The organism is Streptomyces sporangiiformans, assembly GCF_005768555.2.
Taxonomy (GTDB): Bacteria; Actinomycetota; Actinomycetes; order Streptomycetales; family Streptomycetaceae; genus Streptomyces; species Streptomyces sporangiiformans.
This window is the reverse complement of sequence record NZ_VCHX02000117.1, coordinates 1-17615: the sequence shown is the minus strand read 5'-3', so window position 1 is coordinate 17615 and position 17615 is coordinate 1. Positions and strand designations below refer to the sequence as shown.

General features: G+C 70.0%; 12 protein-coding genes, 1 tRNA gene and 1 pseudogene. 10 read left to right on the top strand and 4 right to left on the bottom strand.

Annotation, left to right across the window (positions count from 1 at the left end):
* Positions 1–191: 191 nt before the first annotated feature.
* From FGD71_RS14590 to FGD71_RS14580, 3 genes are all read left to right on the top strand, one after another.
* Positions 192–2576, top strand: coding sequence for a phosphoketolase family protein (locus FGD71_RS14590; protein ID WP_119100874.1), 2385 nt, complete (start codon positions 192–194; stop codon positions 2574–2576).
* Positions 2577–2711: 135 nt separating this feature from the next.
* A complete protein-coding gene (locus FGD71_RS14585; RefSeq protein WP_119100873.1) occupies positions 2712–3437 on the top strand; it encodes a response regulator in 726 nt (241 codons plus the stop codon).
* Positions 3438–3528: 91 nt separating this feature from the next.
* On the top strand, positions 3529–5283 hold the full coding sequence (locus FGD71_RS14580) for a sensor histidine kinase (RefSeq protein WP_119100872.1): 1755 nt from the start codon (positions 3529–3531) through the stop codon (positions 5281–5283).
* Positions 5284–5331: 48 nt separating this feature from the next.
* On the opposite strand, the gene FGD71_RS14575 is transcribed toward FGD71_RS14580, so the two are convergent.
* Both FGD71_RS14575 and FGD71_RS14570 read right to left on the bottom strand, forming a co-directional pair.
* Positions 5332–7734, bottom strand: coding sequence for a glycoside hydrolase family 65 protein (locus tag FGD71_RS14575; protein WP_119100871.1), 2403 nt, complete (start codon positions 7732–7734; stop codon positions 5332–5334).
* 162 nt (positions 7735–7896) lie between these two features.
* A complete protein-coding gene (locus FGD71_RS14570) occupies positions 7897–9099 on the bottom strand; it encodes a globin domain-containing protein (protein ID WP_119100870.1) in 1203 nt (400 codons plus the stop codon).
* Positions 9100–9355: 256 nt separating this feature from the next.
* Between FGD71_RS14570 and FGD71_RS14565 the strand changes: the two genes are divergently transcribed.
* Both FGD71_RS14565 and FGD71_RS14560 read left to right on the top strand, forming a co-directional pair.
* Positions 9356–10045 (top strand): CBS domain-containing protein, encoded by a 690-nt coding sequence (locus FGD71_RS14565; RefSeq protein ID WP_119100869.1) that lies wholly within the window; start codon positions 9356–9358, stop codon positions 10043–10045.
* A gap of 83 nt (positions 10046–10128) precedes the next feature.
* A tRNA-Pro gene (locus tag FGD71_RS14560) sits at positions 10129–10202 on the top strand.
* Between the two features lie 168 nt (positions 10203–10370).
* Here FGD71_RS14560 and FGD71_RS14555 read toward each other — a convergent pair.
* Together FGD71_RS14555 and FGD71_RS14550 are read right to left on the bottom strand one after the other, a co-directional pair.
* Positions 10371–11636, bottom strand: a complete 1266-nt coding sequence (locus tag FGD71_RS14555; protein ID WP_119100868.1) for an alginate lyase family protein — start codon at positions 11634–11636, stop codon at positions 10371–10373.
* 291 nt (positions 11637–11927) lie between these two features.
* The gene (locus tag FGD71_RS14550) at positions 11928–12875 is read right to left on the bottom strand and encodes a methionyl-tRNA formyltransferase (RefSeq protein ID WP_119100867.1); all 948 of its coding nucleotides are present in this window, start codon (positions 12873–12875) and stop codon (positions 11928–11930) included.
* Between the two features lie 276 nt (positions 12876–13151).
* Between FGD71_RS14550 and FGD71_RS14545 the strand changes: the two genes are divergently transcribed.
* The 5 genes and pseudogenes from FGD71_RS14545 to FGD71_RS14525 form a co-directional block, all read left to right on the top strand.
* Positions 13152–14210, top strand: coding sequence for a FecCD family ABC transporter permease (locus FGD71_RS14545; RefSeq protein ID WP_119100866.1), 1059 nt, complete (start codon positions 13152–13154; stop codon positions 14208–14210).
* A complete protein-coding gene (locus tag FGD71_RS14540; RefSeq protein ID WP_119100865.1) occupies positions 14207–15310 on the top strand; it encodes a FecCD family ABC transporter permease in 1104 nt (367 codons plus the stop codon). Before FGD71_RS14545 ends, FGD71_RS14540 begins: the two co-directional genes overlap by 4 nt.
* A 38-nt stretch (positions 15311–15348) precedes the next feature.
* The gene (locus tag FGD71_RS14535) at positions 15349–16188 is read left to right on the top strand and encodes an ABC transporter ATP-binding protein (RefSeq protein WP_119100864.1); all 840 of its coding nucleotides are present in this window, start codon (positions 15349–15351) and stop codon (positions 16186–16188) included.
* 112 nt (positions 16189–16300) lie between these two features.
* Positions 16301–17356: an ABC transporter substrate-binding protein gene (locus FGD71_RS14530; protein WP_119100863.1), complete on the top strand. Its 1056-nt coding sequence runs from the start codon at positions 16301–16303 to the stop codon at positions 17354–17356.
* 2 nt (positions 17357–17358) lie between these two features.
* Positions 17359–17615, top strand: a pseudogene (locus FGD71_RS14525) (ABC transporter ATP-binding protein); the annotation flags it as partial.

The following is a 17615-nucleotide window of genomic DNA, read 5'->3' as shown; positions in this document are numbered from 1 at the left end:
GCCGTTCGGCCCTCTGCCGTGGCCGATCGGCCCCCTGGTGCCGTACGCGGGTACTGGACCGCGCCCGCGGGTACCCGGACAGCCCTCCCGCATGGCCCGATCGGCCCTGTCGGGCACCGCTCGGGCGAGCGGAGGGTGGGAGAGATACGGCACGGACCGACATACGACCCCGGCCCGGAAGGGACCCCACCATGTCCGCCGACACACAGCAGGCGCCCCGCGAGATCACGGACGAGGAGGTGCGGGCGCTGGACGCCCACTGGCGTGCCGCGAACTACCTGGCCGTCGGCCAGATCTACCTGATGGCGAACCCCCTGCTCGCCGAGCCGCTGCGCCCGGAGCACGTCAAACCGCGGCTGCTCGGCCACTGGGGCACGTCCCCGGGACTGAACCTGGTGCACACCCACCTCAACCGTGTCATCAAGGCACGCGGCCAGGATGCCCTGTGCGTCTGGGGGCCGGGTCACGGCGGGCCCGCCGTGCTCGCCAACTCCTGGCTGGAGGGCACGTACACACAGACGTACCCGGACATCACCCGGGACGCGGCAGGCATGGAGCGGCTCTTCAAGCAGTTCTCCTTCCCCGGCGGAGTGCCCAGCCACGTCGCACCCGAGACCCCCGGCTCCATCCACGAGGGCGGCGAGCTCGGTTACTCCCTCTCCCACGCCTACGGTGCCGCCCTGGACAACCCGGACCTGCTGGTCGCCTGCGTGATCGGCGACGGCGAGGCGGAGACGGGACCGCTCGCCGCGTCGTGGCACTCCAACAAGTTCCTCGACCCGGTGCATGACGGCGCCGTCCTGCCGATCCTGCACCTCAACGGCTACAAGATCGCCAACCCGGCGGTGCTGGCCCGGCTGCCCGAGCCCGAACTCGACGAACTGCTGCGGGGCTACGGCCACATGCCGATCCACGTCGCCGGCGACGACCCCGACGCCGTCCACCGTGCGATGGCCCGCGCCATGGACACAGCGCTGGATCGCATCGCCCTCATCCAGCGCACCGCACGGGAGGAGGGCGTCGCGGAGCGCGCCCGCTGGCCCCTGATCGTGTTGCGCACGCCCAAGGGCTGGACCGGCCCCGCCGAGGTCGACGGCCTGCCCGTGGAGGGCACCTGGCGGTCCCACCAGGTGCCGCTGTCCGCAGTGCGGGACAACCCCCAGCACCTGCGGCAGTTGGAGGACTGGCTGCGCTCGTACCGTCCGCGGGAGCTGTTCGACGAGCACGGCAGCCCGCGTCCCCTGGTCCTGGACTGCGTACCGGAGGGCGCGCGCAGGCTCGGCGCGACTCCGCACGCCAACGGCGGTCTGCTGCTGCGCGAGCTGCCTCTGCCGCCGCTGGAGCGGTACGCCGTCACCGTGGACAAGCCGGGTGTGACGACGCACGAGCCCACCCGGGTCCTCGGCGACCTGCTGGAGCATGTCATGCACGACACCGCCGGGCGCCGCGACTTCCGCGTCGTCGGCCCGGACGAGACCGCCTCCAACCGGCTGCAGGCCGTCTACTCCGCCAGCGGCAAGGCCTGGCAGGCCGGGACCCTCACGGTCGACGAGCACCTGGACCGGCACGGCCGGGTGATGGAGATCCTCTCCGAACACACCTGCCAGGGCTGGCTGGAGGGCTATCTCCTGACCGGCCGCAGCGGCCTGTTCTCCTGCTACGAGGCGTTCGCCCACATCGTCGACTCGATGGTCAACCAGCACATCAAGTGGCTGCGCGTGACGCGTCGGCTGCCCTGGCGCGCCCCCATCGCGTCCCTCAACTACCTGCTGACCTCGCACGTCTGGCGGCAGGACCACAACGGCTTCTCCCACCAGGACCCCGGCTTCGTCGACCACGTCCTCAACAAGAGCCCCGAGGTCGTACGCGTCTATCTGCCGCCGGACGCCAACACGTTGCTCTCGGTGGCCGACCACGCGCTGCGCAGCCGTGACTACGTCAACGTCATCGTGGCCGGCAAGCAGCCCTGTTTCGACTGGCTGAGCATGGAGCAGGCGCGGGTCCACTGCGCGCGCGGCGCCGGGATCTGGGACTGGGCCGGCACCGAGGACGGCACCCGCGAACCCGACGTGGTGCTCGCCGCGGCGGGCGACGTCCCCACCCAGGAGGTGCTGGCCGCCGCACAGTTGCTGCGCCGCCACCTTCCCGACCTGACCGTGCGCGTGGTCAATGTCGTCGACCTCGCGCGGCTGCTGCCCCATGAGGAACACCCGCACGGGATGAGCGACTTCGAGTACGACGGCCTGTTCACCACGGACAAGCCGGTGATCTTCGCCTACCACGGCTACCCGTGGCTGATCCACCGCCTCGCCTACCGCCGCGCCGGCCACCCGCAGCTGCATGTGCGGGGCTACAAGGAGATCGGCACCACCACGACGCCCTTCGACATGGTGGTCCGCAACGACCTGGACCGCTACCGCCTCGTCATGGACGTCATCGACCGCGTGCCCGGCCTGGCCGTGCGCGCCGCGCCCGTCCGCCAGTCGATGGAGGACGCACGACAGCGCCACCACGACTGGATCCGCGAGCACGGCACGGATCTGCCCGAGGTCGCCGACTGGACGTGGGCCGGTTGAACAGGGTCGGTTGAACAGGGCCGGTCGGCCCTGGCCTTTCGGACCGGAAGCGAGAAGGATCCCTGGAAGGAGAGCAGGGCTCGCTGACAGGGCGGACAGCGGCGCTGCGGACGAAGGAAAGGACGGGAGCGGTCAATGACGGACGGCGAGCAGCCCGGCCCCAGTACCCTGATCCGGGTCTTCCTGCTGGACGACCACGAGGTGGTACGGCGAGGCGTGCACGACCTGCTGAACGACGAGCCGGACATCACCGTGGTCGGCGAGGCGGCCACCGCCGAGCAGGCCCTCGCGCGGGTCCCCGCCCTGCGTCCGCATGTGGCCGTGCTGGACGTCCGGCTGCCGGACGGCGACGGAGTGATGGTCTGTCGGGAGCTTCGCTCGCGGGTGCCCGACCTGGCCTGTCTGATGCTGACCTCCTTCGACGACGAGGAGGCGCTGCTCGACTCGATCATGGCCGGCGCGTCCGGATATGTGCTGAAGCAGATCCAGGGCTCGGACCTGGTGTCGGCGGTACGCACCGTGGCGGCGGGCCAGTCGCTGCTGGACGCCAGTGCGACCGCCAAGCTGATGGCCCGGTTGCGCGGGGAACAGGAGCAGGAGGAGGAGCCGGACGCGCTGCCGGGCCTGACCGACCGGGAGAGGGAGATCCTCGCGCTGATCGGTGAGGGGCTGACGAACCGGCAGATCGGTCAGCGGCTCTACCTCGCCGAGAAGACCGTCAAGAACCACATCTCCCGGCTGCTGGCCAAGCTCGGCGTCGAGCGGCGCGTCCAGGCCGCCGTGATCGCGACCCAGGCCCAGGACCGGCAAATGCCGAACGGGCCGCCGCCGGCAGGCCGCCGAGAGGGCCCGCCCCGGTGATCCCGTTCCACGACCGCGTGGCCGGTACCGTGGCAAGGGGCCGGATCGGCCGGTCACCCCTTTCGACGCGGCGGACGTGGAGGAAGCAGCGGTGGAGAGCTCCGAGGGAGCCCGTGTGCGCCTGCCGCAGCTGCGGCTGGACGAGTTGCTGGAGGAGCTGCAGGCCCGTCTGGACGCGGCCCGCGGCACCCGGGACCGCGTGCACAGCCTGCTGGAGGCGGTGCTGTCGGTCGGACGTGAGCTGGACCTGAGGCAGGTGCTGCGGAGCATCGTCGAGGCCGCCGCGGTGCTGGTCGAGGCCCAGTACGCCGCCCTCGGCGTGATCGGACCCGACGGAAAGCGGCTCTCGGACTTCCTGACGGTCGGAGTCAGCGAGGAACAGATCGCCGAGATCGGGCACTACCCGGAGGGGCATGGCATCCTCGGGGAACTGATCCGCCACCCCGAGCCGCTGCGGCTGACCAAGCTCTCCGAGCACCCGTCCTCGTACGGCTTCCCCGCCCACCATCCGCCGATGAACTCCTTCCTGGGCGTCCCGATCCGGGTGCGGGACCAGGTCTTCGGCAACCTGTATCTGACCGAGAAGCGGGGCGGGGCGCAGTTCGACGACGAGGACGAGTCCGTGCTGTCGACGCTCGCCGTCGCCGCCGGCGTGGCCATCGACAACGCCCGGCTGTACGAGGAGTCCCAGCGGCGCGAGCTCTGGCTGCGGGCCGGCGCCGAGGTGACCCACAGTCTGCTCTCGGGAGGTTCCGGCAGCGAGGTACTCCGGCTGATCGCCGAGCGGGCCATGGAGAGCACGGGCGCGGTGCTCGCCGTGGTCGCGGTGCCGATGGAGGACACCGGGAGCCTGGTGATCGAACTGGCCATCGGGCAGGACGCGGAGTCGTACCGGGGGCTGGTGCTGCCGGTGGAGGGCAGCCTGCTCGGCACCGCGTTCTCCACCGTGGCCCCGGTGACCAGCGCCGACATGTCCCGGGACGAGCGGCCACAGACGGGTGTCCTCCCGGCCGAAGACCGGGGGAGGGCCACGGGAGGCACGCCGCGCTTCGGGGGACTCGGCCCCGCCGTCGCCGTACCCATCGGCGCCGGTGACCGGGTGCGGGGAGTGGTGCTGCTGGTCCGTGAGGCGGGACAAACGGTGTTCTCGGCGAAGGAGACCGAGCCACTCAAGGGCTTCGCCGCGCAGGCCGCCGTGGCCATGGAGCTGGCGGAACGGCGCGACGACGCCGAGCAGATGGCGGTGCTGGAGGACCGCGACCGTATCGCCCGGGACCTGCACGACCTCGCGATCCAGCGGCTCTTCGCGACCGGCATGACACTGCAGAGCGCGGGACGCTTCATCGAGCACCCCGAGGCCTCCGAGCGGGTGCTGCGTGCCGTCGACGACCTCGACGAGACCATCAAGATCATCCGTTCGACGATCTTCGGACTGCGCTCGCGCGACTCCGTGGCGGGACAGGGGCTGCGCGCGCGGGCGATGCGCGCCGTCGGCGAGGCGGCGCCGGTGCTGGGCTTCCCGCCCAGCCTGCGGATGGAGGGCCTGCTGGACACCCATGTGTCGAGGGAGGTCGCCGACCATGTGCTGGCGGTGCTCTCGGAGGCACTGACCAATGTCGCCCGGCACGCCCGCGCCGATCAGGCGCGGGTCGTGCTGGAGACCGACGGGCACGAGGTGCGGCTGACGGTCTCCGACAACGGCGTGGGCATCCCGCCGGACGGCCGTCGCAGCGGCCTGCTCAACATGGCGGAGCGGGCCCGGCAACTGGGCGGCGACCTCAAGCTGACCAGCTCCCAGGGCGACGGCACCACCGTCGTGTGGCATGTGCCGGTGGGGGAGCGGTAGCCCGGACTCCGGCGCGCGGGCCGGGGCCGGCTCACTGCCGGGGCCGGCTCACTGAGGCAGGCGCAGGTCGCACGACTCGCCGGGGGCCACCGAGACCGTACGGTCCCGGAGCTGGATGTCGATGGGATCGCGGTCGGAGGCGGGCACGTCGATGTGCAGAGTGCCGGACCGCATCGTCAGCCGGATGCCCCAGTGCCCCTGATAGCGGATGGCGAAGCTGGACTCGGAGAGCTCGGGAAGCGGGACCGGGTCGAGCCAGAGGGCGCCTGAGCGGGTTTCCAGGCCGGGGAGACCGCGCTGCACGAGGTCGAGCGTGCCCGCCATGGCGCCCAGGTGGATGCCCTCGCCCGTGGTGCCTCCCTGGAGATCGGCGATGTCCCCCTTGAGGGCTTCCTGAGCGAAGGTCCAGGCTTCGGTGCGCCGGGCGCGGGCCAGCACCCAGGCGTGCACCAGGCCGCTGAGCGTGGAGCCGTGGCTGGTGCGGTCCAGGTAGTAGTCGACCGTGCGCCGCCAGGTCTCCTCGTCCAGCTGGTGGCCCAGCCTCCCGAAGAGGCCACGTAGTTCGGCGGGGGAGAAGAGGTAGCCGAGCATGAGGACGTCGGCCTGCTTGGAGGCCTGATAGCGGTTGACGGTGTCGCCCTCGGCCTCGAGGATCCGGTCGAGCCTGCGGATGTCGTCGTAGCGGGCCCGGTAGTCGTCCCAGTCCAGCTCGGTCAGCTGCCCATAGCCGTCGAACTGGCTGATCACCCCGGCGTGGAACGGCACGTGGAGCCGGCGCGAGATGTCGTCCCACCGCGCCAGCTCGCCGTGGTCCAGCCCGGTACGTTCGGCCAGTTCGCGCAGGCGCGGTTCGGGCAGCGCGCGGATCACGTCGACGGTGTGGGCCAGAACCCACGCGGCGGTGACGTTGGTGTAGGCGTTGTCGTCCAGGCCGGGACGATCCGCGTCCGGGTAGGCGTCGTGGTACTCGTCGGGGCCCATGACACCACGGATGCGGTAGCGGCCCACATGGTCGTCGTACGTCGCGGCGTCGGCCCAGAAACGGGAGATCTGCAGGAGCATCTCGGCGCCCTTGGTGTGCAGGAACTCGGCATCACCGCTTGCCTCGCAGTACTGCCACACGTTGTACGCGATCGCCGAGTTGACGTGGTGCTGGAGACAGGAGTGGTCGGGCAGCCAGCGGCCCGAGTGCGGGTTGAGATGCATCTGCTGGGTCTCCTCGCGGCCGTCGCTGCCGCTCTGCCACGGATACATCGCCCCGGCCCGCCCCGCCCGGCGCGCGGCACGGCGGGCCTGGTCCAGGCGCCGATGGCGGTAGGTGAGCAGGGCCCTCGACACCTCGGGAAAGTGCAGGTTCAGGTACGGCAGCACGAACAGCTCGTCCCAGAAGACATGGCCGCGGTACGCCTCGCCGTGCAGGCCACGGGCGGGCACACCGACGTCCAGGTCGGCGGTCTGCGGAGAGAGGGTCTGCAGCACATGGAACAGATGCAGCCGCAGAATCCGTCCGGCCTCGTTCGGCACCGTCAGCTCGGCCCTGCGCCACAGCTGCTCCCAGGCGACGCGGTGCGAGGCGAGCAGCTCGTCCCAGGTGCCCGCGTGTTCCACCCGCTCCACGGAGGCCCGCAGCGGCTCGCTGATCGCCCGGTCGCGCGAGGTGTGCACGGCGACGATCTTGTCCACGACGGCGGGACGGCCGGGGGCCAGGGAGAGCCGGAAGCGCTGGGCGGCCTTTCCCGTCTCACGACCGGGCTCGTCCCGTCGCGGGAGCCGCACCGCCCCGGCGTCGGTGCTCGTGCGGGCCGCCATGCCGATGCCGACATGGGAGTCGGACGTGCGGCAGCGCAGCCACACGGTGTCCGGCTCCGCTTCCCCGGTCCGTACCCGCACGAGGTGGTCGCTCGCCAGCTCGCGATAGCGCGCGACGCCGTCGTTGGTGACGGCCCCGTCCAGCGCGGTCTCCACCTCCAGCTCGCACGGCCCGCCCTCGGTGGTGAACTCCGCACGCAGCGCGGCCAGATGAGGGTCGGCCATGTGCACGAGCCGCGACTGCCACACGCGCAGGACCCGGCCGTCCCCCTCCTCGTACCGCGTCTCCCGTTCCAGGACACCGGACCGCAGGTCGAGGGACTGCCGGTGCGCGACGCACGCATCGCTGTCCGGCGTCAGCCACTCTCCCGCGCGCCCGTCGTCGGTGGAGCGGTAGCGCAGCGGCAGCCAGTTCGGGACGTTGACCAGGTCCTCGTTGTCGACCAGCCGGCCGGAGACGTCCGACGTCAGGCGGTTGTAGCAGCCGGACACGTACGTTCCGGGATAGTGCACGTCGTCCGCGGCGCACTCCGACGCCGCCCCGCGCGTGGCGAAGTAGCCGTTGCCCAAGGTGCACAGTGACTCCCTGAGCCGCTCCTGCGCGGGGTCGTAGCCCTCGTAAGGCCAGATCCAGTCGTTCATTGCGCTGCGCTCCCGGCGGACGTCATGGCGGCTGCACCCCCTGGGGCATCGACTGCTTCTTCGCTTCCGGGATGTGCAGCAGTACCCATGAACACCACTGAGTAACGGGCGGTACGACCGAGGGTGCAGCCTTTTGTCCGTCATGATGCCCGGGGAAGCCGGTCAGGTCGCGTCGGGCAGCCACAGGTCGGGGCCGAAGACCTCGTAGCGGATGCTCCGGGCGGGAACCTGGGCCTGCAGCAACTGGCCGCGAACGGCGCGCATGAAAGGCAGCGGGCCGCACAGGTACACGGTGGCGTTCCTCGGGATGTCGACTCCGGCCAGGTCCATCAGGCCGGTGCGCGCGTCGGGCTCCTCCGGGCCGGGGCGTTCGTACCAGAAGGCCGCCGTCGCCTCGGGCAGGCCGTCCACGAGTGCGCGCACCTCGGTGCGCAGCGCGTGCTCGGCGGGTGAGCTGTCGGCGTGCAGGACCAGGACCGGGCGGGTGGAGCCGGTGGCGGCGAGATGGCCGAGCATGCCGGCCATGGGGGTGCAGCCGATGCCGGCGGAGACCAGCACCAGCGGGGTGTCGGCGTCGTCGAGCGCCACGTCGCCGAAGGGCGCGGAAAGGGTGAGCTCGTCCCCGGCACGTATCTGCCCGTGCAGCAGGTTGGACACCTCGCCGTCCGGTGCGCCGGACTCGCCCGCCACCCGCTTGACGGTGATGCGGCGCAGCTCGCCGCCCGGGTCGGAGGACAGGCTGTACTGGCGCAACTGGTGCACCCCGTCGGGCATGCGCAGCCGCACGCTCACGTACTGACCGGCACGGGCGGCGGGTGCCGGTTCGCCGTCCGCCGGGCGCAGCAGGAAGGACACCACGTCCGCCGTCTCCTCGCGGCGCTCGACGACCGTCCACTGCCGCCGGGTCTCACCCGGCAGCACACCCGCTTCCTGGTACAGGCGGGCCTCCTGGGCGATGAGGGCGCCGGCCATCAGCCAGTACACCTCGTCCCAGGCGGCGGCCACCTCCGGGGTGACCGCGTCGCCCAGTACCTCGGCGATCGCGGCGAACAGGTACTTGTGCACGATCGTGTACTGGTCGTCTGTGACACCCACCGCGGTGTGCTTGTGGGCGATCCGGGCCAGCATCACGTCCGGTCGGGTGTCGGGGTCGGCGAGCAGCGCGCTCGCGAACCCGGCGATGGAGCCGGCCAGGGCGCGGCGCTGGGCTCCGCTGGCCTGGTTGCCACGGTTGAACATCCCGTCGAGCAGCTCGGGCCGGTCACGGAACATCGCTCCGTAGAAACGCGTGGTGATCTCGTCGAGCGCCCCGCCCACGGCGGGCAGGGTCGCCCGGATCACTTCTGCGGATTCTGCGGACAGCATGAGGCCTCCCAGGACGGGATGGAACAGGGGGAGTGGCCGCGGAGTGAGCCGGCGGCCGTCACCTGTATAGCAAGTCGGAGACCGATGTTTCCTCCGGTAACAGCCCTCAGCGACGGAAGCTGCCCCAAGGACCCAAGGGAAAGGGACCTTCGGCCCCATCGCTCGGTGCGTGCCAGGACCGGACGGCCGCCGATACCGCCGCCAGCACTGGCACTGGCGCGAGCACCGGCGGCACCATGGCCTGAGGAGGCCCGTTATGCCTGAAGTCAGTGAATCCCCGAGCACGGTGAGTGACGTAATGACGCAGACGGTCGTCTCTGTCGGCCGTGACGCGTCCTTCAAGGAGATCGTCGGGCTGATCGATCAGTGGCGGGTCAGCGCCCTGCCCGTGCTGGAGGGTGAGGGGCGTGTGGTCGGCGTGGTGTCGGAGGCGGACCTGCTGGCCAAGGAGGAGTTCCGGGACACCGAACCCGTTCTCCTCCAGGCGCGGCCGTCGTCCACGGGAGACCCGTTCGTCGCCCGGACACGACGGCTGGCCGATCTGGCCAAGGCCGGTGCCGTCACCGCGGGCGAGCTGATGACCAGTCCGGCCATCACGGTGCGCGCGGACGCCACGGTTGCCCAGGCCGCCCGGATCATGGCACAGCGAGGCATCAAACGGCTGCCCGTGACGGACGTCCACGGGATCCTGCAGGGCATCGTCAGCCGCAGCGACCTGCTGAAGGTGTTTCTGCGGACGGACGAGGACATAGCGCAGGAGGTACGCAACACCGTTCTGGCACAGCTGACCCCGGCGAGGCTGCGTGCCTCCGTGGACGACGGCGTGGTCACCCTGAGCGGCGACGTGCGCGACCGCTCGCTCGTGCCGACTCTCGCCAGGCTCACGCGTGCCGTCGAAGGCGTCGTCGACGTCCACATCGAGCTCGCCGGGCAGGGCTCCTCCTGAGGCACCCTCACGCTCCCTGACCGGCGGCTGTACGGTAGGGTCTACCTGCGTGTTCTTCTACGGAACTCCGTGGTGGGGCACATCGGGACGTGGCGCAGCTTGGTAGCGCACTTGACTGGGGGTCAAGGGGTCGCAGGTTCAAATCCTGTCGTCCCGACTTGCGAAAGCAGCAGGTCGGAGGCCCTTTCGAGTTGATTCGAGGTGGCCTCTTGATCGTTTTGTGTTTTTCGCAGGACCGTCTTCCGGTACGTCGGGCGCCCGGTGACGCCCGGAGAGCACCGCCGCGCGACCGACGTACCCATTCACCTGTCACCGACGCGGTCGCTCACCCCGCGATCGAGTCCAACTGCTCCGCCGCGGGCCTCAGTTCCCACAGGTCACCGCCGGGCGGCGGCTCCAATCGGGCCGCCGCCGCCCGCGCTTCGGGATGGCCGGCGTCCGCCGCCGCGTGCACCACGTCGGTGGCCGCGTACCGGCGGAACTCCAGGTCCGGATGCGGCCACGGCGCGGCTCCGGAGGCGGCAGGCAGCAGGTAGTCGACTGCCTTGAACAGGCTCTGCCCGTCGGGCCCCTCGTAGGACCACAGGTTCACTCCCACGTGCCGTCCGACGGCGGCCAGGCGTGTGTACGCGACCAGGGCGAACGTCGAGTAGTGCCAGCTCCGTGTCCGGGTGAGCTCCTGCGGCTGGCTGCCGTCCGCGGCGATCTGCGGGTCGATGCGCCCCGCACGGGCGTCGAGGACGATCCGGCGCGTCAGCGCCTTGTCACCGGTCGCGTGGGCGAGGGCGGCGAGTTGCATGTCGTAGAAGGTGCCGTGGTTGTTCTTCGCGGCGCCTTCCTCCTTACCGAAGGCGCTGTTCACCAGCCAGTCGCGGAAGTCGACGTTCCACGCGCGCATCGCGGAGCGGTCCTGACCGGTCCAGCCCGGGGCCCCCGTGTCGAGGATCGCGATCGCGTCGAGGACGCTGGTGAAGGACTGCGAGAAGTCGATGATGCCGATCGCCCGGCCGGCGTACTTGCAGGGGATGAACTGGGCGTGGTTCAGGTTGGGGTTCATCCGGGTGGCCGGGTCGAGGAACCAGGTGCGCAGCACCGATGCGGCCTTCTCCGCGTATTTCCGCTCGCCGGTGTAGTACCAGGCGAGCGAGAGGTCGTACGTGGAGTCGAAGACCTTCTCCACGTCTTGACGGTCGGTTCCGGTGTCGACCTCCGGATTACGCTCGCCGTCGCGCTGGACATACGGGCAGCCCCAGGGGTTGTCGGTGGTCCTGGGCTGCGAGGGCCACCAGTACGGGGCCTGGCTGAGGTAGTCGTGGACGTCACCGCCGGGCGCGGGCCGCGGCTTGTCGACGACTGTCCAGGGGCCCTTGTCGAGCCAGGTGTCGGCGCGTGTCGTCAACTGCTTGAGCGTACGCCGCAGTTGGTGATCGCCGCGGTCGAGCCGGAGCTTCGTCTGCTGGAGCCGCACGCCGTCGAGGACGGTGGTCTTCGGGACCCTCGGCGCCGGAAGGGCCGAGGCGGTGGGGAGGACGACCGCCGTGAAGGTGGCCACCGCCACCAGCAGGGCGGCTGAGCGAGGTCTTGCACTCATCGAGCTCTCCAATCATCCATGTGAACGGAGTTCATGAGAAAGACCGCGTGAGCGTAGGGGCAGCTGGTTGACGTTGCAATACACCTGACATGGGTCATGGATGCGTTGCTTGGTCACGTAGATGGTCATCGGGCGCGCGGACGCACGCAGAAGCGGGGCAGGAAGACGATCGCCGCCGTACGGACCGGTGGTCCGTACGGCGGCGATGTCCTGTCGGCCCCCGGGACCGTACCGGGGCCGACATGCTCGGCGAGCGCGTTCGGCGGCGAGCGCGGTGGTGGGGCCGGCGCGTCAGGGGTGGGTGGTCAGATAGCCGCCCATGGAGGAGAAGTACTCCGTCGCGGCCAGCTCCCGGCCGTCCTCGGTCCGTACGCGCGTGATGGCCAGGCCGTGGTTGCCGCCGGTGCGGGCGTCGGCTCCGGCGACGATCACCACGCCGTCGCCCTCGCGGTAGAAGATGCGGCCGGGAGTGCCGCCGTACCGGCCCTGGGACACGACCGCCGCCAGGACTTCGAGGCGCTTGCCCTTGTGGAAGGTGTAGGTGCTCGGGTACGGCTCGGACTGGGCGCGGACCAGGCGTTCGAGGTCCTCCGCCGGCCAGGTCCAGTCGATGCGGCTGTCCTCGATGGACCGCTTGTGGAAGAAGCTCGCCTGGGACCGGTCCTGCTGGGTGAACTCCGTCTGCCCGGCGGCGATGAGGTCGAGCGCGCCGGTCGTGACCGGGGCGATGAGGTCGACGGTCTTGTGGAAGAGGTCGGTGGCGGTGTCCGTCGGTCCGACCGGGACCGCCTCCTGCCGGACGATGTCGCCGGCGTCGAGTTCGTCGTTCATCATGTGCGCGGTGACGCCCACTTCGGGCTCCCCGTTGATCAGGGCCCAGATCAGCGGGGAGAAGCCGGCGTACTTCGGCAGCAGCGAGTCGTGGACGTTCAGTGTGCCGTGGCGCGGCAGGTCGAAGATGCGCGGGGGGATCCACGTCCGCCAGTTGTTCGCCACGATGATGTCCGGGTCGGCCTCCTTGAGGCGCTCGAACAGCTCGTCGTCGTCAGGGCGGTTGCGGATCAGCACCGGGACGCCGTGCTCTTCGGCGAGGTCGGCGACGGAGTCGCTCCAGATCTTCTCGTACGCGTGGTCGCTCTTGGGGTGCGTCACGACCAGTGCCACGTCGTGTTCGGAGTCCAGGAGGGCTTGCAGGGTGCGGTGCCCCCAGGTCTGGTAACCGAACATGACGACCCGCATGGGGTTCCTCCTCAGGGCAGGGATTGACCGAGGCAAGTAAAGCAAGGCTTACCTTAGTTTGCAACGGGCGCACAGAGTGCCCCAGTTGGCGAGTCCGTCCTCGCGTCCGGTTGCCCGCTCGCCCTATCGACAGCTTCGGGGGTTTAGCTTAGGCTCGCCTAAGTTGTCGGTCCGCCGCTCCGTCGGCGTGCCCGCCTTTCGTACTTTCCGCACGCCTGACAGGCGGCTGCCCCGCACGACCGTCCCCAGTGGATCAAAGGGATAACGTACGTCGACATGGTCACGACTGCAGTCGAGCGCCCCGCGTCCAGGGGCACAACAGAGGCCCGTCGGCGGCGGGTTGTGGGTTTGGGCATGCTTGTGGCGATCCTCGTGACCGCGGGGGCGGTGTCGTTGGCCGTCGGTGCGCGCGCGTTGAGTCCCGCCGAGGTGTGGCACGGGTTGTTCGCGGCACCGGACTCCGACCAGCGGCTCACCGAGATCAGGCTCATCGTGCAGACCGTGCGGGTGCCCCGGACCGTGCTCGCCATCGTGGCGGGCATCGCCCTCGGAGTCGGCGGGGCGCTGATCCAGGGGTACACGCGCAACCCGATCGCCGACACGGGCCTGCTGGGGGTCAACTCCGGCGCCTCGTTCGCCGTGGTGTCGGTGGTCGCCCTGTTCGGTTTCTCCAACCCGTTCCAGTACGTCTGGTTCGCCTTCCTGGGGGCGGCGGTCGCCGGTGTCGTCGTGTTCGGATTGGCGAGCATCGGCCGGGGGGCCGGCAACCCGTTGACGCTCGCACTGGCCGGGCAGGGCATCACGGTGTTCCTCGCCGCGATGACCACGGCGGTCGCGCTGTCGGACAAGGCGTCGCTGAACGCGCTGCGGTTCTGGAACGCGGGCTCGGTGGCCGGTGTCGGGTTCGACGTCATCTGGCCGGTGACCGCGTTCATCGTGGCCGGGTTGGTGCTGGCACTGACCACGCTGCCCGCCATCAACCTGCTCAACCTGGGTGACGACGTGGCGCGGGGGCTGGGTGTGAACATCGCGTTGAGCCGGACCATCGGCATCGTCGCCATCACCTTGCTGGCGGGCGCGGCGACGGCGGCGTGCGGCCCCATCGCGTTTCTCGGGCTCATGGTGGCCCACGTGGCCCGGTATCTGACCGGGCCGGACTATCGCTGGCTGGTGCCGTACGCGGGTCTGCTCGGAGCCATCATCCTCCTGGTCTGCGACGTCGTGGGGCGCTTGGTGGTGCGTCCGGGCGAGTTGGACGCGGGTGTCGTTGTCGCGCTCCTCGGCGCCCCGTTCTTCGCGGCTCTGGTGTGGCGCGGAAAATTCAAGAACGCATGAACGGGACAGACGTGAAGCCGAACGGGACAGGCGTGAAGCCGAACGAGGCAGATGTGAAGCCATCGGTGGCGCCGGGCGTGCGGCTCGGCCACGTGTCGTTCGTATGGCGGCCCTGGATCGTCCTCGTCACGCTGCTGCTGGCGGCGGCGACCTTCCTGGTGTTCTGCGTGTCCATCGGCGTCGGGGACTTCCCCATCGGCCTGCCCCAGGTGATGGCCACGATCCTCGGCCGGGGTGAGCAGGTCGACCAGTTCGTGATCATGGACCTGAGGATGCCGCGTGCCCTGGCCGGGCTCATCGTGGGGATCGCGCTGGGGGTCTCCGGGGCGATCACACAGTCCATCGCGCGCAATCCGCTGGCCAGCCCGGACATTCTGGGGATCACCCACGGGGCCAGCGCGGTCGCGGTGTTCCTGGTGACGGTGTCGGGCGGGACCGCCGCGGCGATCGTCAGCTCCGTCGGTCTGTCGGCGGCGGCGCTCGCGGGCGGTCTCGGCACGGGTCTGCTGGTGTACTTCCTGGCGTGGCGGCGCGGGATCGACGGCTTCCGGCTCATCCTCATCGGCATCTCGGTGAGCGCGGTGATGGAGGCGATCACGACCTGGCTGCTGGTCACGGCCGACATCAGGGACGTGGCCAAGGCTCAGGCGTGGCTGGTCGGCTCGCTGGACGAACGCTCGTGGGACGAGGTCCGGGTGGCGCTCTGGGGCACGCTCGTCCTCATGGTCGTCGTGTCGTGTGTCGCGTTCCAGTTCAAACCGATGCACTTCGGCGACGAGGTCGCCGCGGGCCTGGGCGTCCGGTACTCGATGGTGCGGGCGGTCATGCTGTTGTGCGCGGTGCTGCTGGCCGGTGTGGCGGTGAGCGCGGCCGGCCCGGTCCCGTTCGTCGCGCTGGTGGCGCCGCAGGTGGCGATGCGGTTGGCGAGGTGCCCGACGCCGCCGATGGTGGCCTCCGGCATGGTGGGAGCGTTGCTGCTGATCGGCGCGGACCTGGTCGCGCGCACGGCACTGCCGATCAGTCTCCCGGTCGGTGTGGTCACCGCCGCGATCGGCGGCCCCTTCCTCGTCTATCTGCTGGTGCGGGCGAACCGCAGATAGCTGATAAAACGTCAGGCAGACCTAAACGAGGGGGCCTTGTGGTCGCTCAGTCCATCACCGAGATCGAGTCCGGGGTCGATGACGCCTCACGGCTGGCAGCCAGGGGCGTCACGGTCGGGTACGGCACCCGGACCGTCATCGACGATCTCGACGTGGCGATCCCACCAGGGGTGATCACCACGATCATCGGCCCCAACGGCTGCGGGAAGTCGACCCTGTTGCGGACCCTGTCGAGGCTGCTCAAGCCGGCCAAGGGGACGGTCGTGCTGGACGGCGAGGACATCGCCAGGCTCAGGACCAGGGATGTGGCGAAGAAGCTCGGCCTGCTGCCGCAGGCGCCGGTCGCGCCGGAGGGGCTGACGGTGTCCGACCTGGTCGCCAGGGGCCGCCATCCGCACCAGAGTTGGCTGCGGCAGTGGTCGTCGGACGACGCCGCCGTCGTGGAGCGTGCCCTGGCCATGACCGGGGTGTCCGACCTGGCCGACCGTCCGGTCGACTCGCTGTCCGGGGGACAGCGTCAGCGCGTCTGGATCTCGATGACCCTGGCTCAGGGGACTGACCTGCTGCTCCTTGACGAGCCGACCACCTACCTCGACCTGGCGCATGCGATCGACGTACTCGACCTGGTGGACGACCTGCACGAGTCGGGGTGCGCCGTGGTCATGGTGCTGCACGACCTCAATCTGGCCACGCGCTACAGCGACAACCTCATCGTGATGCGGGACGGGTCGGTCCTGGCGCACGGGCACCCGCGTGACGTGATCACCGCCGAGTTGCTGCACGAGGCGTTCGGACTGCGCGCCAAGGTGATCGACGACCCGGTGGGCCGCCGGCCGCTCATCGTGCCGATCGGCCGCACCCACGTCCAGCTCGACTAGGTCCCGACAAGAACAAGACCAACTTAGGCTAGGCTAACCTCACTTCTGCGGGGTAAGGTTTGCCTGCCCTTAGACAGGGGTGGCGGATCGGTGCGAAAGCAAGGGATTTGGGATGCTCCTCCATAGAACGGCGCTCATGAAGCCTTGGCGGCGGTTGGCGGCAGTGTTGTCCGCCGCGACGCTCAGCGTCGGCCTCCTCGCAGGATGTGGTTCCGACTCGGCGGACGAGGGGGACAAGTCGAGCGACAACGCCCCGGCCGCCGCCGGCGCGTTCCCGGTCACCGTGGAGCACGCGTTCGGATCCACGAAGGTCAGCGAGGCTCCCAAGCGGGTCGTCTCCGTCGGCTACACGGACGACCAGACCATCCTGGCGTTCGGCATCAAGCCGGTCGGCATGGTCGACCAGTACCCGAACCCTGCGGGCAAGACCCCCGACATCAACACCCAGTGGCCCTGGGTGAAGGACAAGTGGGGCGACACCAAGCCCGAGGTCGTCATGAAGAACGGCGACTCCGGCCCCAACTACGAGAAGATCGCCGCCCTGCGGCCGGACCTGATCGTCGCGGTCTACTCCGAGATCGACCAGGCCGCCTACGACAAGCTCTCCAAGATCGCCCCGACGGTGGGCCGCACCAAGGCCGAGAAGGAGCCGTTCAGCGCACCCTGGCAGGACAACGCGCTCCACATCGCCAAGGCACTCGGCAAGGCCGAGGAGGGCGAGAAGATGGTGGAGGACATCCAGGGCAAGCTCGACGCGGCCAAGAAGGAGCACCCCGCGTTCGCGGACCAGAAGGCCGTCGTGTTGTCCTGGTACAAGGACTCCGTGGCGCCGTTCACCTCCACCGACGTGCGTGGACGGCTGACGACGGGCATCGGCTTCAAGTACCAGACCGAGATCGACAAGATCGCGGACGGCAGCTTCTACACCCAGCTCTCCCCCGAGCGCGTCGACCTGGTCGACGTCGACCGCATCTTCGTCATCAACGACAAGGCGGACACGGAAGCGCTGAAGAAGTTCAAGCTGTTCGCCAACCTGGACGCGGTCAAGAACGGCAAGGTGTCGTACCTGCTGGACAGTGAGGGCCCGGCGGTCGGCGCGGCCATCTCCCAGGGCACCCTGCTCTCCATGCCGTACGCGATCGACGAGCTCGTCAAGTCGGCCGAGTAGGTGTGACTACCACTGACACGCGTGTCGCCCCGGCGATCCTGCGCACGGCGACCGGACGCGAGGCCACCCGATGGGTCGGGGCGCACTGCCGCGAGGTGTCATGGCTGGCGGTCGCCACCGTGCTCACCACGGTGGCCGGGGCGGCGCTCCAAGTGGTCCCGGTGCTCCTGCTCGGCCGGGTGGTCGACGGGGTGGTCGAGGGTGAACCGCGCTCGATCCTGGTCACGATCGGGGTGTTGATGGTGGCCGCCGCGCTGCT

Coding starts and splice junctions, on each gene's coding strand:
- FGD71_RS14590 (WP_119100874.1), top strand. CDS start 192: ATGTCCGCCGACACACAGCAGGCGCCCCGCGAGATCACGGACGAGGAG.
- FGD71_RS14585 (WP_119100873.1), top strand. CDS start 2,712: ATGACGGACGGCGAGCAGCCCGGCCCCAGTACCCTGATCCGGGTCTTC.
- FGD71_RS14575 (WP_119100871.1), bottom strand. CDS start 7,734: ATGAACGACTGGATCTGGCCTTACGAGGGCTACGACCCCGCGCAGGAG.
- FGD71_RS14570 (WP_119100870.1), bottom strand. CDS start 9,099: ATGCTGTCCGCAGAATCCGCAGAAGTGATCCGGGCGACCCTGCCCGCC.
- FGD71_RS14565 (WP_119100869.1), top strand. CDS start 9,356: ATGCCTGAAGTCAGTGAATCCCCGAGCACGGTGAGTGACGTAATGACG.
- FGD71_RS14555 (WP_119100868.1), bottom strand. CDS start 11,636: ATGAGTGCAAGACCTCGCTCAGCCGCCCTGCTGGTGGCGGTGGCCACC.
- FGD71_RS14550 (WP_119100867.1), bottom strand. CDS start 12,875: ATGCGGGTCGTCATGTTCGGTTACCAGACCTGGGGGCACCGCACCCTG.
- FGD71_RS14545 (WP_119100866.1), top strand. CDS start 13,152: ATGGTCACGACTGCAGTCGAGCGCCCCGCGTCCAGGGGCACAACAGAG.
- FGD71_RS14540 (WP_119100865.1), top strand. CDS start 14,207: ATGAACGGGACAGACGTGAAGCCGAACGGGACAGGCGTGAAGCCGAAC.
- FGD71_RS14530 (WP_119100863.1), top strand. CDS start 16,301: ATGCTCCTCCATAGAACGGCGCTCATGAAGCCTTGGCGGCGGTTGGCG.